At 44.2% G+C, this 16,912-nt stretch carries 11 protein-coding genes, 1 tRNA gene and 1 pseudogene; 4 read left to right on the top strand and 9 right to left on the bottom strand.

Going from position 1 to position 16,912, the window contains the following annotated elements; all coding sequences use genetic code 11:
* The 4 genes from QME20_RS08190 to QME20_RS08175 form a co-directional block, all read right to left on the bottom strand.
* Positions 1–1,596, bottom strand: a complete 1,596-nt coding sequence (locus QME20_RS08190; protein ID WP_281715754.1) for a hypothetical protein — start codon at positions 1,594–1,596, stop codon at positions 1–3.
* Positions 1,593–3,383: a hypothetical protein gene (locus QME20_RS08185; RefSeq protein WP_281715753.1), complete on the bottom strand. Its 1,791-nt coding sequence runs from the start codon at positions 3,381–3,383 to the stop codon at positions 1,593–1,595. The genes QME20_RS08190 and QME20_RS08185 overlap by 4 nt, the downstream gene beginning before the upstream one ends.
* A gap of 415 nt (positions 3,384–3,798) precedes the next feature.
* Positions 3,799–4,785, bottom strand: a complete 987-nt coding sequence (locus QME20_RS08180) for a hypothetical protein (RefSeq protein WP_281715752.1) — start codon at positions 4,783–4,785, stop codon at positions 3,799–3,801.
* A gap of 267 nt (positions 4,786–5,052) precedes the next feature.
* Complete coding sequence (locus QME20_RS08175; RefSeq protein WP_281715751.1) at positions 5,053–6,012, bottom strand: restriction endonuclease; 960 nt, start codon at positions 6,010–6,012, stop codon at positions 5,053–5,055.
* 295 nt (positions 6,013–6,307) lie between these two features.
* Between QME20_RS08175 and QME20_RS08170 the strand changes: the two are divergent.
* A pseudogene (locus QME20_RS08170) lies at positions 6,308–6,555 on the top strand (DUF2960 family protein).
* Between the two features lie 47 nt (positions 6,556–6,602).
* On the opposite strand, the gene QME20_RS08165 reads toward QME20_RS08170, so the two are convergent.
* The 4 genes from QME20_RS08165 to QME20_RS08150 form a co-directional block, all read right to left on the bottom strand.
* Entirely contained in the window at positions 6,603–7,244 is a 642-nt protein-coding gene (locus QME20_RS08165; protein WP_281715750.1) for a hypothetical protein, read from the bottom strand.
* 204 nt (positions 7,245–7,448) lie between these two features.
* A complete protein-coding gene (locus QME20_RS08160) occupies positions 7,449–9,209 on the bottom strand; it encodes a BCCT family transporter (RefSeq protein ID WP_281715749.1) in 1,761 nt (586 codons plus the stop codon).
* 103 nt (positions 9,210–9,312) lie between these two features.
* Positions 9,313–10,725 (bottom strand): Na+/H+ antiporter NhaC, encoded by a 1,413-nt coding sequence (nhaC, locus tag QME20_RS08155; RefSeq protein WP_281715748.1) that lies wholly within the window; start codon positions 10,723–10,725, stop codon positions 9,313–9,315.
* A 191-nt stretch (positions 10,726–10,916) separates the two neighbouring features.
* Positions 10,917–10,993 (bottom strand) — tRNA-Arg (locus QME20_RS08150).
* Between the two features lie 264 nt (positions 10,994–11,257).
* Here QME20_RS08150 and QME20_RS08145 point away from each other — a divergent pair.
* Entirely contained in the window at positions 11,258–11,665 is a 408-nt protein-coding gene (locus QME20_RS08145) for a c-type cytochrome (protein WP_014947775.1), read from the top strand.
* A gap of 103 nt (positions 11,666–11,768) precedes the next feature.
* Positions 11,769–14,369 (top strand): EAL domain-containing protein, encoded by a 2,601-nt coding sequence (locus QME20_RS08140; RefSeq protein WP_187446339.1) that lies wholly within the window; start codon positions 11,769–11,771, stop codon positions 14,367–14,369.
* Positions 14,370–14,414: 45 nt separating this feature from the next.
* On the opposite strand, the gene rep is transcribed toward QME20_RS08140, so the two are convergent.
* A complete protein-coding gene (gene rep / locus QME20_RS08135) occupies positions 14,415–16,430 on the bottom strand; it encodes a DNA helicase Rep (RefSeq protein WP_039226949.1) in 2,016 nt (671 codons plus the stop codon).
* 112 nt (positions 16,431–16,542) lie between these two features.
* On the opposite strand from rep, the gene QME20_RS08130 reads away from it, so the two are divergent.
* Positions 16,543–16,794 (top strand): accessory factor UbiK family protein, encoded by a 252-nt coding sequence (locus QME20_RS08130; RefSeq protein WP_014975278.1) that lies wholly within the window; start codon positions 16,543–16,545, stop codon positions 16,792–16,794.
* The last annotated feature ends 118 nt before the right edge of the window (positions 16,795–16,912 follow it).

The following is a 16,912-nucleotide window of genomic DNA, read 5'->3' as shown; positions in this document are numbered from 1 at the left end:
TTACTCCTTACTGCCTGGGTTATGAACCATAGACACGGCATCCGAAAGCTCTACCAGGAAACCGCCTTGCTTGAGTCCTTCCTCTAGCCAAAGTGAATCCTTATTAACCGAATAATCAACTAATTCATCCTCTTCGGACAGCCACGTCATGGCTTGAGATAATTGCTGGTCTGCCAATGCAATGCCAAAATGGGCAAACACTCTCTCATAAAAAGTAGTCAGACGGATTCTTTCGGCAGGCCTGACAGTTGCTGCTACCAGCACCCGCATAATCAATGGTGTCATCACGAATCTCTGACCTTGTCCGGTTTTAGGGATTACTAAGCCAATTTCTTTTGCGATTTTTCTGAATATTTTAAAACCGTGGTCATCAGCCTGTGTGAGTTCAGTACCTGCACCTCCCTCATCATAGACTTCATTCACAATTCTAAGGACACGGTAAAGTGTGCTCTCCGTCCGGTCGAATGAGGCTTGAGATAATTTCCGATCGGCGTCACCGGGTGCTGAATCGGGGTTCGAAACTATCCACGTATAATTCCCCACAAACCCGTTTGTGGACTTCTGGACTTCATCCACCCTATGAGCTTGAAAACACAGGCTGCGTAAAACATGCAAACAACACAATGTCTGCAATAACTCGAGTTTGTCTAAGCCGCTCATGGCTGATGAGCATATATTATTGAGTTCGCAGGCAAATAAAAATGCTTCAGGAGCTGTTGCGCGTGATATCCAACCTAATTTTGAGTCTTTAGGCTCACCGAGTCTGTTTATATCAGATAGCGTTTCCTCCACAAAAGCGGAGAGGTGATCGATTTTCTGAATTGAACCCGTAAAAAGCGCACTGATTCCAGTTTCCAGACTTTTCTGTAATTCAGAAACTTTGAGTTCGGTAAGGTGCTCGTAGCCTTTCTTTTCCTTAACAGCTGCTATCAAGTCGCTGCTTGTTGCGTGCTCTGAAAACAGATGTGCCAATTGAAGAAAAAGCACTTCCCCGCCCCTTGCTAAAAACAAATGCCCATTATGCGAAAAATATTGCTTTGCTGAATCCCAGTTAGAGAGAGCAGCATCTTTTTGTGCTTGTGTATGTTTCCAAGCTAACTCTCGTGAAACGAAAGATTCTGCAGCTGGCAAAAAGCTATACGTAACCCAGGTTCGATTCTTAGCGACTCCTGTGAACCCTGAAAAAAGGTTCTGCAAAATTCGAATCGTTTCATCTTTTTCCTCTGATGAGCCTTCTATTTTTTTTCGCAACAGCTCTAGGGCTTCCAGATAGGTTTTTTGATGAATACTGTGCCTCGTCTCTAACTTGGATGAAGGGAAAAATGAAAATAACTTCAGAGCGAGGCGATTTTCAGGCCAGTAGCAAGGCTCTGAGCTCTCATCAAGCATAAATGACTTTTCATATTCCTTCTCATTTCCTTTTGGTGACAAAAAAACCAAGAGGAATTCAGCTAGGTATTCGACAGGAGTTTGATCTTTGTAAAGCCTTCTCCCATAAAGTCTAATTGCGGCATTTGTCTTATCTTTTCCATCTCCTCCAACTGCCGTATTTTGAGGAAAACGTTTACTAAGCATGGTTTTAATACTTTCTTTCATCGATCTACCTCCAACATTCCTTGTTCGGTATCTAATATGAAATTATGTAGCGTTACCTCACCATTGATACCCGCTTTGATAGCGATAATTTCTTCTTCGCTGTCTCCTGAATTATGATGAGTTTTAAGTAGCTCTGAATGAAACCAATCGATTTTTGATTGATGGATAGGCGCCAGTGACGAGCCAATTTCACCATGACTTCTGGCCTTAATGTAATCAAACAGTGGTAGCGATAAAACGAGTTCTGCCGCTTCACCCTTCACAAAAAGTTTGGGTAGATTCACGTTTGTATCGAAAGCGATATCAAACGATTTGAAGGGAATTGACCCAATCACCAGCTGAGTAGGTTGAACAACACTTTCATCTTTCCGTCGCAGGCTAAGATACAACTTATCAGTTGAAGCATATTGATTGGCGCTAAATCCGGTGAAAAATTCCAACAACACCTTGAGACAAAGTTCGCACAGTTTACGCCTGTCTGAGCGGCTGCAATCGAGTGTGCCAAGTTCTTTCCAGCGGTCAAAATCTCTTGCACTTAGGGATTGGAGAAAGTCATCAAAAAACAATTGGCTTTGTAGTGCAAACCCTTCTCTTTCTATGCCGAAAATGTATTGCATTCTCCGAAGTGCAAATCGAGTCCTCACACTTTCCTGTCTTTTAGCTTCGCTGGACCAAGCATTGTATACATCAGCCATTGCGCTGGGCATAGTAAACCAAGATTTGCTTTCACTGCTCTCAAAATTCCGTTCGAACTCAATGCCGATTGGGGCACCGAAGTTCAATCTGCTCAGCAGCGAAACAGCATGAAGCCGTTCAGCTTCATCACACTTCCTTTTATTTCGCATTCCAAAGAAAGACTCACTAAAGAGAACGTCTTGCTGGCTAAACGAGGCCCCCGATGATGAAAGACTATTATCAAGAATATCTATACAATTTTCCCCCCCGGTGATGCTGTAAGCCAGGTGACCAATGATCTGACGAAGGGTCAAACGATGTTCATAAGCGTTAAGCCTAGTGTATAACCAACGGACGCGTCGCTCTGTTGTGTCAAGTGTTTGTGTAAGTGCGTCATGGTTCTTTTTGATTGGGCAGGTGTTTCTTGCCTGGCACCCTTCACATGTACTCCAGGCAGAATGCTCGACTAATTTAGTCAATAATCGAGAACCTACATTTACATTATCAAGCTTGGTGAGATTAAGGATAATTAGGTCTTTTGCGAATCCTTCAATCACATGCTCAGCTGAAGATTCTTGTTCAAGGGGTCTATCGAGAGCGCGCAAAATGTTACTTTCTAAGTGCACGAGTTCGGACTTACTGGCCTCCCCACTTCGTTGTTTAAATTCAAGCAAACCGCTTAAAAGAGGGCCCGTATTACTCACAATAAGCCAACTTCCTGGGCTTAAGAACGCTTCACTAAGCCATTCCACTCTCATTTTTGAACTAAGTTCACTCATATCTTTGACGATATTGACACCGACATCGCTCAACTCTTCGCGCTCTCTTAGCGGTGCTTTTAAGCTGGATTCAAGAGGGAGCTCGCTAAGCCTTTTATAGATATCTAACGCTACCGTAGATTTACCATCACCTGCGTGCCCGGTAAGAATGACAACGTTTTCTCCACCGTTACGTAATAGTTCAGCCACATGATCGACGATGGGTAAAGGCTCATAGACTTCAGGAAAGTAATCGTTTAAAGCTTGAGACTCAGCGAGCGCGTTTGCACCTGAAGGGCTAACATTATGAAGGGAATTTAAGTATTCAATATATCCATTATATTTTGTGGTCATTACTATCCTTAATATTGCTAAAACATCCGAATGTAAACAAAAACGTAGAACAACATATTAGTTTTTAATTATTATCACTAACCACTCAGCATCGTTAACCATCTGTATTAATTACATTATTATGTTAACAATTCAAGCTATCTTTAGCCACAGACTATACTCAGTGAAGTTTATAATTTTCCTTAAGTAATAGCAGTATTTGTGATCAAATTTTAATATTCATAACGGATTAAGACTACAGCTAATAAAAATTAGCTTTGCGGTAAATAGCGTTTCTCACTTGTCTTCAAACAAACGTCTTTGGGTGGAAATTCTCATTAAGAAATTGCGTAGTTAAATATAACTGCACAAAAAAGGCGACTATGGCCGCCCTACCGATTTACCTTTGTAAATTCAATACACTTTTAGTGAACCACTATTGGCTAGAGAGATAAACGTTATTTACAAACTCATGTAGTTCACACAAGGCACTTAGCGCGCTTTTGAATTTTTCGTCGAAGGTGTCTTGGAATTTGTTATAGATATCTTCATAAACATCACCGTCATATTCTGCTTCGAGCTTTTCGCACATATCATTAAGGTGGTACTCTGGACGGTAGCACTCAGTGAAATTATCTAATAGACCTTCCAAGTCTTCTTTATAAAGATCCAACTCACTTAAGGGAGCCTCGTCGATAAGCTCGCCCACATTACAAAGAAATTCTTCAATCTCATGGTCAGCGTCATTTTTCCGTCCAGAGTCGAAACCTTGTTTTTCCATCCAACTATTTAATTCATCATGTCTCTTAGATGCTTCCTCAAACTTCTCCTCAAGTTCTTGCTCCGGAGATTTGAGCTTTACTTTAATTTCACCTATTGACGGTTTCGGTTTAGGTTGAAGCCAGTCATGTCTTAAATCATCTATCGTTGATTCAGGTTTCATTGGCTCTCTCTTTGCATTAAGTAGTTGTGCAGACCCCTCTGGTAGACCGAACACTTTCTCTATTTGCTTTTGAATTGTTGAGATAGACGCGTCTTTTCTCGCTTTTTTATAACGCAATCCCGTTTTGTTTTTTTCAACTTCTTCGTCATCGTCATCAGCAGTTATAGTTAAGCGCCAGATGAATGGCTTAGTGCAATGCTTTTTACTGGGTGTTGAGATTCGCTCAATCTCTACAAGGTAACCATCTTCAGTTAAATCATAATTTATATGTGATTCTATTTTTTCCACATTCTCTGTGTTCCACGATACCCACTTTTTAGACTTTGTAGAAACAGTGATAGTGCATTCAAGAGGCTCAGCTTCGAAGTAATAAAGCATTAACGAGTCGGCAAGATCCAACTTTCCACGGTAGGACGATGCTATTTCCTCATCATCCATGTTATAGCAAGTTATTTTTGATAAGGGAGGCCAATTAAGCATTTTTACATTCCTTTGTTTTAGTAAAAGTTACGAACATAATAGTCAAAGTAGAACAAATTTCTTAAGTTGTGAAAAAACCTGTGTTCGTTTTGAACCTTATCTCGGCATTGGTCTCACATAAATTCACCTTATCCATACCTATGTGAAAAATAATAGACTTTAAGCTAACCATAGACACATGTACTTTACAGGTACAGGCAAAGTTCCAAGGACGAATTAAGAAGTAGCAAGGAAGATGTAACAAGAAACAACTCTGCGCTATAAAGCCTAAAAAATAAGTTGTGGCACTGAAGCGATACCAAGTTTTTGCTTGGTCAAAGGGGACAGATCTTGCCAACGCTCTGCTAACCAATCTACAAGTTGAGTTCCATTCATTAAGTTAACGCTCAATCCGTCCGCGTGCTGTGTTACATCTTCGGCAAAATCTCCTAATGATACTACCCATCGGTAACAATCGTCTTTTTTCTCAACTTTCGCTATCTGCTCGATGGCATGCTTACCTGTATATCCCACGTGATCTTTCACTTGAACCAGCAATTCCTGCGTAATAAATGGATTGCGTGACTGGGCTTCTATATCAACATCTACACCAACCTCGTGACTTTGCTTACTAGGTATAACAGCGGTGTAACCCTCAATTTCAAGCAATTCTTTTACAAGGTGCTCTAAGCCCTGCCCACCAGCTTCCAAGTAATGATTTCTATTTCGAAGGTTATCTAACAGTTTTGCCTTAAATTGCTCTAATTTTTCCCCGGCTTTTTCGTTAATTTTGGATAAAGCACCACTGCTAACATTATTTTTAATGTCATTGTAGCGCTCTATGATTTCGTCTTTGAAGTAGTCTAAATCAGCAACCGTTAAACGTATACGCAGCCTAGATTGTAGACCTTGTTTCAGGTCTGTACGTGCGATAGAAATTGGCTCGTTTTCGGCATCGCAGGGAAACGTAACTTCTATTTGGTTTTCGCCCCATGGTTTATTTGCGCAGAATCGTTTCTCGCCAGTAGCAATACCAATGTATATGCGGGCAGGCGCTGGCACCACGATGATGTCGCCTTGCTTAACTTCAATGAATCGACGCAATTGATTACCACTACGCCCCACACTTTGCTGTGTTCTTTCAAGATGCTTAAAAAACTCATCAGCAACGGTAAATTCACAGAGCTCAAATTGTCCCCATCCAATTCCAGCATATCCCTCGCTGATCAATTCAACAGGTCCCCTCATTAGGAGAACTTTACTATTTTCGAAATCAGGCCCCATACATCCCTCGTATTTTAGGTAAGCTTTAATGATGTTTGGTTTAAAACATCATAGCAATCTAAAGTATTTATCCTTTATTGACCAACCCATGAAAGCCCTCAATAGCCCTATCAAAGCTTTTATTATTCTAGAACACTTTAAACACCTCGCGCTGTGGTTTTACCACCCGCATTTCTTAATACGCTAATTATTGGCGCTAATTGAGTTTATAATAGCGGTTAAACCGTTTTTGAATTACATCGACCAACTTGAGTAGAACATGGCCCATAAAGTACGTTATAAGTTTAAAGGTGTGGCAAAAGAGATAAATTTTTCTTACAGCCGCTATCAAAATATGCACGAAGCTGTGGCCGATGCTGAGGGAATAGACCTTTCCCAGTTCCTGCAAACTGAACAGCAACTTGCCGCTATCAGCAAAGACAAAAAACCGTAAGAAACTTCAGAGATACCGAGTTTGTAAAAATGGGGTTTTCTGATTTGTACTTCTTAAAGAACGGTCAAGAATAATGGTGGGCCGATAGGGTTCGAACCGCTGATTCCGGAGTCTGATAACATCAATCAGCTTTTGATTGATGATCTTCAACCAACCCATGAAAAACCTCTATAGCCATATCAAAGCTTTCATCGTTGTCGAAATAAAGCTGGCTTAATCGGCTTTTCTTTATTTTGTAGGTGGCGCTGGCAAAGGCTAGCGCTTCTCTAAAACTGCTAAACTCTTCGTCGAACACGTTAAACACTTCGCGCTGGGGTTTGGCCACCCGCGTTGTGCTGCCGTTTATTTCATAGTCGAACCCAGCAAATTGAAGGCGTGACAGTGTTTCTTTACCTAATCGCATGCCGCCTTTAAGGCTTATCTGAAATGCCGCGTCCATTTCTTCAATTTCTTCCATACTCCAGTGGTTAAACACCCGAATAGCCTTTTTGTACTTTTCTGCCAAACGCTTTTTTAAGGTGTTTATTCTGGGCTCTAGGGTGCCGTTGTTTTCATCTTTTAGCAGGTCGAAGCATTCATTGCATGAAGGTACGAAAATAAAGTCGGCCTGCAGGTGCCCGCTTTGCCAGTCGTGAATGAATTTTATGGGCGGGATAAAGTCTTGGCGTGCAGTCTCGCAGCCGCAATAGAAGCAGCGCCCGAAGTCTTCTGAATTCACGGCTCTTAGTGGCTGGTAGAATTTTTGGTAATTCTTTACTGACATGCTGCCATTTACTTGAACGTTATTGCAAAAAAATAGGGCTATTCGTGGTGGCTACGTTAACACAGCACGACTTTCGTGAAAGTTAATTGTGCCGCTTCAAAATGAATAAAGCGCCACCTTTTGGTAGCGCTTTGCTTTATAACTTACGGGTCACTTAATCACTATTTAAAAGTTAACCAGTATTTATGACCTGTTCGGTAAAGCCTACAATCGCGATGGCTTACTGTGTGGGTCGCCTTCAATGTGATCTTTCGGCCCGCGCGGTTTGGGTTTTGCGGCTATGGGCACGTCGTCTTCGGCTTCTTCTTCAAGATCCCAGCTGCCCTCTTCGCTCCACGGGTCGTCGTCTGGGAACTCGCCTATGTTAATTTCTTTTACCGAGTAGTCGGGCTGGTAACGCATGTCGTAGTTTGCGGCCCGTACAATTGAAATACACAGCATAAAGGCTACAGCTAATAGCGGTACGCCACCAATTATCGATGCGGTTTGCAGTGTTTCTAATCCGCCCACAAACATAAGCACTATAGGCATGAAAGATAGCGCAAAGGCCCAGAATAAGCGGTTCCAGCGCAGTGGCTCTTCGTCTACTTCTTTTTGTACAACGGCAGCCAAAATGTATGAAATGGAATCGAACGTCGTGGCGGTAAATATTAGCGCCAATAGCGTGAATACAGAAATAACTAAGTAGTCGAGCGGCAGCGTATGCAGCATGGCAAAAATAGCCGCTGTTGGGCTTTGTTGGTTCAGTATAGTAACTACATCTAGTTCACCCGATAGCTGTAGGTACAGGCCGTAATTGCCCATTACCATGAAGAATAAGAAGCACCCCATAGTACCGAAGAACATGGAGCCCGCGACCATAGTGCGAATGGTGCGCCCCCTTGAAATGCGCGCGATAAAAAGCCCTACGCTCGGTGCAAATACCAGCCACCATGCCCAATAGAATATGGTCCAGTCTTGAGGGAAATGCGTGTTTTGAAAGCCATTAAATTCAGCAAAAGGCTCTAGCCAGGTAGCCATTTTAATGATGTTGCTAAGTACTCTGCCCAAAGCATCTAGGCCGGTATTGGCCATAAACAACGTAGGTCCCACAACAAATATAAATAGTAGCAACCCTATGGCCAGCCAAAAGTTAATGTCTGACAGCAGCTTAATGCCCTTCTTTAAACCTACATACGCGCTGTAACCAAAGATAGCTGTACAGGTTACTAGCACCAGAACTTGGGTGGTAAGTGATTTAGGCACGCCGAATAGTTCGTGCACCCCTTCATTTATCATTGGCGCAGCCAAACCTAACGTGGTCGCCCCGCCGCCTAACATTCCGAAGATAAAGCTGATGTCGATAATTTTACCCAGCCAGCCGTGAGCCATTTTCTCGCCAATAACCGGCATGAGTGCTTCAGAGATTTTAAGTACGCTGTGATTGCGCACATAGTAGAAGTACGCAATAGGTACGGCGGGAATGAGGTAAATAGCCCAAGCAAGCGGGCCCCAATGGAAGATACCGTAGGCTGCAGCCCATTTTGCGGCTTCGGGGGTTTCACCTTCTATATGAAACGGTGGCGCTTGGTAGTAGTACACCCATTCAATCATGGACCAATACAAAATAGACGCGCCAATGCCTGCACAAAACAGCATGGCAGCCCATGATACTGGCGAGAACTCGGGCTTCTCTTCCGGGTCGCCTAGTTTTATTTGTCCGATGTCGCTGAACATGATGTAAACCATGAACCCACCAGCGCCAACACCAAGCAAGAGATATAAAACACCAAGTTTACTGGTTACGAAGTCTTTTGCGGCTGCCACCCACTGTGCGCCTTGGTCCGGCCAAATAATTAGGGGAATGGTGACAGAGAGAAGAAGAATTAGAGAGCCAAAAAAAGTGGGCTTGTCGATTACGCTAAACGCGCCTTCCTGTTTAATAATGGCCTTGGAGGAGGCCGCATCTCGGGTATTACTACTCATACACGATCCTTTGTTTTGTTTTTATAGATGCCTTATACGTTTGGCTTTAAACGGGCGATCTTAAAAAACAGTTTATCAGAATTGTGTTAGCTATTGGGCTGCTTCAAATCGATGTGCGTTTATTCATTCGTGCTTTGGTTGTTAGCATGCCCATGCCCAATGCGGCCATAGATACCGCAATAACGCCGTTTAGATAGTTGAAGAACGCATAGGGCACGTAATCGAGCACGTTAACGCCCAGGGTGGCAGAGTAAAACGCACCCGCCGTTGTCCACGGAATAAGGCCTATGGTCATAGTGGCACCTTCTTCTACCGACCGAGATAGCACAGCGGGGTCAAGGTTTTGCTGTTCATATTTCGGTTTAAACAGCTGGCAATTCAAAATGATAGAGGTATAGGCCTCGCCCATGGCCACATTGCCTAGAAAACCAGACGCAATGGTCACAGCAATTAGGGTTGCTGTGCGTTTTACCCGTTCAATAATGCCTGTCAGTAACGCAGCTAGAAAGCCTGCACCGTGCAGTATGCCACCCAATGCGATTACCATTAAGGCGAGGAGCAACGTCCAGCTCATACTGCTGATGCCGCCTCGTCCTAGTAAGGCATCTAAATTTGCGATACCCGTATTTTGAGGGGTGTTTTCCCACAATGCGTTAAGCACGCTAATGGTATTGGTGTCTTGGTAGAAAATAGCAATGATAACGGCAAGCAGAATACTGCACGACATGGTTACTTCAGCCGGCACTTTCTTGATGCTCATTACCGTAAGCAACACCAGCGGTAACAGTGTTATATAGGGTGCAAGGTTATAGTGACTGGCGAGTGCTGCTTTTATTTCAATTATTTCGTCAACATTTAAGCTTTGGTTTGCGTAGCTAAAGCCAATTACCAAGAAAATTACTAAAGTTAGAAGAAAGCTAGGCAGTGTAGTTAGCAGCATGGCGTACATATGCCGATACAGGTTGGTACCCGCGCTCATGGATGCGAGATTGGTGGTATCAGACACCGGGGACATTTTATCGCCAAACGTCGCACCACATACCACCATGCCTGCCACAATGGGGAGTGGTATGTTCATGGCAGCGCCAATACCCATCAGCACTACACCCATAGTGCCCACCGTACCCCATGATGTGCCTGTGGCTACCGACATTACCGCACACAAAATCAATCCCACCACAAGGAAGATACTGGGGTTTAGCCAACTTAAACCGTAAAAAATTAGCGTTGAGATAGTGCCGCTTTGCATAAAGCTGGCGATAACCATACCAATGAGAATAAAAATATAGATTGCAGGCATGGCCCGGGTTAATGCGCTGGTCATTAAATCGCGGATTTGCAGGTACTTGTAACCCAAACTAAAGGCATTGATACCAGTCCATAGCAAACACAGAAATAGTAATACATGCAGGCTAATGCCCAGGCCAAATAATCCGCCTGCTATCAGTGCGACAATAACACCAAAACAAAGTAGTGACTGAGTAAAACTTGGGCGTTGAATAGACTGAGGCGACATTATTGGCACGTTGATACGCTTTAAAATGAACTAGTGAAAAACAGTATAACGACTTTGCTATGCGTTGGAATGACTTTGATGTTGCATTGGATTCGACGTTAGAGTTGCAGCCGCGTCTAAGGTAGGCGTGCTGATTCTGATATAGAAAGGCTGAAGGAGATTATTCCTTCATAGGTCACTAGAAAAGGAAATGGCCCGCCCTAGAGGATTCGAACCTCTGGCCTCGGCCTCCGGAGGGCCGCGCTCTATCCAGCTGAGCTAAGGGCGGATCGTGCTTCGGTTGTAATAACCGTGTACGTTCGCAAAGGAAAAATACGCAGTTAAATGTACGCTGCAGACGGGGCGTAATAATACTTACGCGGTGGGTTAGCTTCAACTCATTTATTAAAATCTCTTTAGGTGGCTTGGAACAAGTGTTAAAAATCCTTACTTTTTATGGGTAATTGGCTTCAAATAGTTGTTCAACCCCAATTAACCGTTATAATCTGGCCAGTTATATTTTAAACAAATTCATCATTGCCTGGAGACAGATGTGAAATTAAAGACTTGGTTAACTGTTGCTGCTACTGCGCTAACTGTTTTTGCAGCACAAGCACAAGAAATGAGTAACGATGAAATTGCCGATCGCATTAAGCCGGTAGGTCAGGTACACGTTGCAGGCGCAGCGGCTGAAGGAAGTGCTGGCGCAGCTGGCGGTGCAAAGTCTGGTGAAGACGTTTACAACTCTGCATGTGTTGCATGTCACTCAGCAGGCGTTTTAGGAGCTCCTAAAGTTCACGTTGCAGCAGACTGGCAACCACGTCTAGACGAGCGCGGTCTTGATGGCGTATGGCAAAACGCATTGAACGGTATTAACGCTATGCCTCCTCGTGGTACATGCGGTAACTGTTCTGATGACGAAATTAAAGCTGCAATCGAGTATATGATTGAAGGTATCTAATACCCGCTAAATCGTAACAACTTGATGGAAAAAGTAGCGTTTTACCCTCTGATCGGGTAATTTAACTCTTTGGGGAAACGTTACTTTTTTACTGGCGAGCGGAATGTCACAAGATTCGACGCAACATGAGTTGACGGAAGAAGAACTGCGCGAACTTATACCGCAGCTTCAGCAACTCACTGACAAGTACAAGCGCGCTGAACGTGTTCAGAAGGCGCTTTTCGACATTTCTGAACTTGCTAGTTCTGTAAGTCACCTTAACCGTCTTTACTCCGCTATTCATGAAATCATTGCCGATTTTATGAATGCCGATAACTTCTTTGTCGCCTTTTACGAACCCGACAGTAACGTTGTCGATTTCGCTTACTTCATTGACGAATTCGACGAACAAACTGTTCGCCAGTTCCCCGCTGAATCGTTAATGGACGGCATGACCGGTTACATACTCAAAACCGGCAATCACCTATTTTACAAACGTGACGACGAAGAAAACTTTGCCTCTCAGCATAATATAAAGCTAGTTGGCTCGCAGCCGTTTGAGCTGCTGGGCGTGCCCCTTAAACGAGGAAGCCAAGTCATAGGTGCCATGGTAGTGCAAACTTATGATGAAGGTGTGCACTATACGCAAGAAGATTTAGAAGTACTGCTGTTCGTTTCTCAACACATTGTTACCACGGTTGATAGAGTAAAAAACCGTGAGCTCACTGAACGCACCATCCGCGAACGCACCCGCCAACTGCGAAAAATTAACGACGACCTTCAAGAAGAAATATTAGAGCGCCAAAAAGTAGAGTCGCTACAGCAGGCTTTATTCGAGATATCTGAGCTGGCCGCTAACCTTGAAGGCGATATGGATGTGTTTTACTCCAGTCTGCACGAAATTTTAGCCAGGCTAATTAGCGCACCTAACTGTTACATTGCCATTCTTGACAAGGAAAAAGAGCTACTCGCATTCCCGTATTTTAGTGACGCACAAGAAAAGAACATAAGTTCAAGGCCTTTGGGGCTTGGTCTAACTGAATTCGTATTGCGAACGGGGCAAGCTGAGCTGGTTAACCCGCCCAGAGTATTGGAGCTTGCAGAGTCTGGCGATTTGGATGTGTCGGTTGCGCAAACTATGCTAAACAGTGCGAACTCGTGGTTAGGTTCGCCGCTTGTTGTAGATGGAGAAATTGCAGGTGTTATTGCCGTACAAACATACGGTAAACACGCTAAATACAATTCTCGCGACCAAGAGCTTTTGCGCTTTGTATCGCACCATATTGCGGTAGCCATTGAGCGTAAGCGCAATACCGAGTCGATGCAGCGCTATAACGTTGAGCTAGAAGAGCGTGTTAAAGAACGCACAGCTGAGCTAAACCGCGCTAATAAATTCTTAAAGCAACAGATTGAAGAGCGTAAAGAGATTGAGCTTAAGCTTATTCACGATGCGCATCACGACTCGTTAACTGATTTGCCTAACCGTGCCATGTTCACTAGCCGCTTAGAGCTGGCTATTGCCAGTAAGCAGCGTTACAGCGAAAACATGTTTGCGGTGCTGTTTATCGACCTAGACCGCTTCAAGGTTATTAACGATACCCTAGGTCATCACGCCGGCGATGAGTTCTTAATTGAAGTAGCCAGACGTATCGCGCTATGTATTCGTGGTCACGACCTGCTAGCGCGCTTAGGCGGTGATGAGTTTGTTGTATTGCTTGATAACTTTGAAGATGAAGCAGACGTAAAAGAAGTGGCTAGCCGTATAATTTCATCTATTTCCGAGCCGTTCTTGCTTGATGGTCGGGAGATGTATTCAGGTGCAAGTATTGGTATTGCGCACTTAGAAACCTACTATCGCGCCGCTGATGAAGTGCTTCGTGATGCCGATGCCGCCATGTATCAAGCGAAAACGCTAGGCCGCGGACGCTTTGTTATGTTTGACAAGAGCATGCGCAACAGGCTTATTGAAGAGCTTGAGCTTGAAAATGAATTCAGACGTGCACTGCGTGAAGAAGAATTCGATTATTTCCTACAGCCCGTTATAAAGCTTAATGACGACAGCACGCTGTATAAAGAGATGTATATTCGCTGGTCGCACCCTGCCTACGGCAAGATTGCAAGAGAGCAGTTTAGACAAGTGGCAGAACATAGTGGCCTTACGCTAGATTTAGACTTGTTCCAGCTGACCAAAGCATGCGAGCTGTTAAACCATTATAAAAACACCGACGACCCGATAAATAAAATAGCAGTTAACGTTTCAATTAATCATTTACTACAGGCTTCTATGATAAACCAGATGATTAATGTGATTGAAACATCAGGTATTACGCCTAGCCAGCTGGTATTTGAGTTTGATGAAAACGACTTAAATCGCCGCTCTCAGTTCATTCTTCCAGCTATTAAGAAGTTAAAACGTGCGGGCGTAACTTTGGTGCTGGATAACTTTGGAAGCGGATTAGCTTCATTGAGTTATTTGTTTGCCTACCCTTTCGACTTCATCAAAATTGATCATCGCTTTGTTAAGTCACTGCCTCGCTCTCAACGAAACTTAAAGCTTATTCAGTCTGTCATGCTTATTTCAGAACATTTGAAGTTTCAGGTTATTGCTGAAGGCGTAGACTCACAGGCGCAGCTAGATGCGCTTAACGAAATTGAATGCATTTATGGCCAAGGCAAAGTATTGAAGCACGCAAAAGTGCTGGATATGACATCGCTAGCAAGCTGATAGTTAGTACTTACTTGCCAGCGTAACCTCGCCTCAATTAGCAGACTACTTTTTCCCTAGAATATCTCGTAGGTTAGCAATTCCCACCTGTGCCTTTTGCTGGCGCTCTTCTTTTGTCGCCTTCGGTTTCTGATTTTCCCACTGTACATCGTCTGGCGGCAGTTCGAATAAAAAGCGGCTTGGCTCTGGGTTAATCACTTCACCAAACTGTCGACGCTCTTTAGCAAGGCTGAATATAAGCTCGCGCTGGGCGCGAGTAATTCCCACATAAGCAAGTCGGCGCTCTTCTTCTACGTTGTCTTCGTCAATGCTGCTTTGGTGCGGCAATAAGCCTTCTTCCATGCCCACTAAGAATACAATGGGGAATTCCAAACCTTTTGAAGCGTGCAGCGTCATTAACTGAACTTGATCCCCTTCCCCGTCGTCTTCGCCGCGCTCCATCATGTCGCGTAATATCAGACGGTTCACCACTTCGGTTAAGGTCATGGGTTGGTCTAGGTCATTGCCTTCCAGCATATCGTTAACCCAGCCGAATAAGGTACTTACGTTGGCCATGGCCATTTCGGCGGCTTTGGGGCTGGCGCTGGTTTCATATAGCCATTCTTCGTAGCCCATCGTGCGGATCATGGTGCGAACCGCGTCAGCGGTGTTGCCCCGTTCCGCATTGTCCGATAGCTCTACTACCCAACGGGCAAAGGTAGAAACCGAATGAAAGGCTTTATCGGGCAGCACGCTATTTAAGTTAGGGTGCGTCGCCGCTTCGAACATAGACACGCCCAAGCTATTTGCAAAGTTACCCAGTTTTTCCAGCGTAGCGCGGCCTATACCGCGCCCTGGCGTGTTAATAATGCGAAGCAAAGCGTTATCGTCGTCTTGGTTCACCAACAACCTTAAATACGCCATGATGTCTTTCACTTCAGCACGACCAAAGAACGACATACCGCCGCTGATTTTGTACGGAATGCGGTTACTCATTAACAGCTTTTCAAAAATACGACTTTGGTGATTCCCGCGATACAAAATGGCGTAGTCTTTAAACTGGGTGCGGTTCATGAACTTGTGCGCCAGCAGTTCTGCCACCACGCGCTCACCTTCATGCTCTTCGTTCTTCGCCTCTATCACTTTTAGCGGCTCGCCGTACTGCAGCTCTGAGAACAGGGTTTTATCGAACAAATGCGGATTGTTCTGAATAAGAATATTCGCGCAATGCAGAATACGGCCTGACGAGCGGTAATTTTGCTGTAGCTTAATGACGTTTAAGCGCGGAAAGTCTTGCTGTAACAGGTGCAAATTCTGCGGCTTAGCGCCACGCCATGAATAGATAGACTGGTCATCGTCGCCCACTACGGTAAAGCGCGCACGCTCACCTACTAATAGCTTTACCAACTCGTACTGACTGGTATTGGTATCTTGGTACTCATCCACCAGCAAGTAGCGAATCTTGCTCTGCCATTTGGCTCTTATTGCTTCGCTACTTTTTAAAAGCAATGTAGGTAATAAAATTAGGTCGTCGAAGTCTAGCGCGTTATATGCCTTAAGGTTGTCTTGGTAACGCTTGTAGGCTTCTGCAAACTCTCTCTCGCCCGTGCTGGTTGCTGATTTTAATAAAGCATCAGGTAAGATAAGATCGTTTTTCCAGTTCGAGATGCAGCTTTGTAAGAGCTGAAGCTGATCTTTATCGCCATCGAGGGTGTCGGACGTCAAATCGTTAAGCAACGCGAACGAGTCTTTATCGTCGAATAACGAGAAACCTGGCTTTAAGCCAAGATCTTTCACATGCGCTTTAATAATGGTTAAGCCCATAGTGTGGAAGGTCGACACTTTTAGCCCGCGCGCCTCCGGCTTGCCCAAGGTCTGCGCTACACGTTCTTTCATTTCACGTGCTGCTTTGTTGGTAAAGGTTACCGCTGCAATGTAGCGAGCTGGCATATCGCAGTTTCTAACTAAATGAGCAATCTTATTGGTAATTACGCGCGTTTTACCACTACCCGCCCCAGCCAGCACCAAACATGGGCCAGACACAAAGGTTACGGCAGACTCTTGAGCTTCATTTAGTTTCATTTAATACCTAGAACAACGTACATTTTTGGCGCGACACAGTTTTCATTGCATGTCGTGTCGATACCGATAGAATAGCTTTCATAATTTGAGCTGCGCATTATAAGGGAATTCCATGTTGGATCCGAAGAAACTCGAAGATTTAGCGAAACAAATTGCTGATGCCGTTCCACCTGGCGTTAAAAACATGGCTGAAGAAGCCGAAGGTCGAGTAAAGGCGGTATTGCAGTCGCAGCTGTCTAAGCTTGATTTAGTGACTCGCGAAGAGTTCGATATTCAAAGCCAAGTGCTTATTCGCACTCGTGAAAAGCTAGACGCTATGGAAAGCCGCATTGCTGAGCTTGAAGCGAAGTTAGCGGAAAAGTAGGCGTTCAAAGCTTACAGAAACTCAAAAAGCGCCTTTATGGCTAATGCCGATCAGTTAAGAATTTAATGATCGGTTGACCGATCTTTTTAAGGCTTCAAAATCCGGTATCAGGTAACTG

The organism is Alteromonas sp. CyTr2, from assembly GCF_947311905.1.
Lineage (GTDB): Bacteria > Pseudomonadota > Gammaproteobacteria > Enterobacterales > Alteromonadaceae > Alteromonas > Alteromonas macleodii.
Note: the sequence above shows the minus strand (reverse complement) of the source record. Positions and strands in the feature narration are given on the sequence as shown.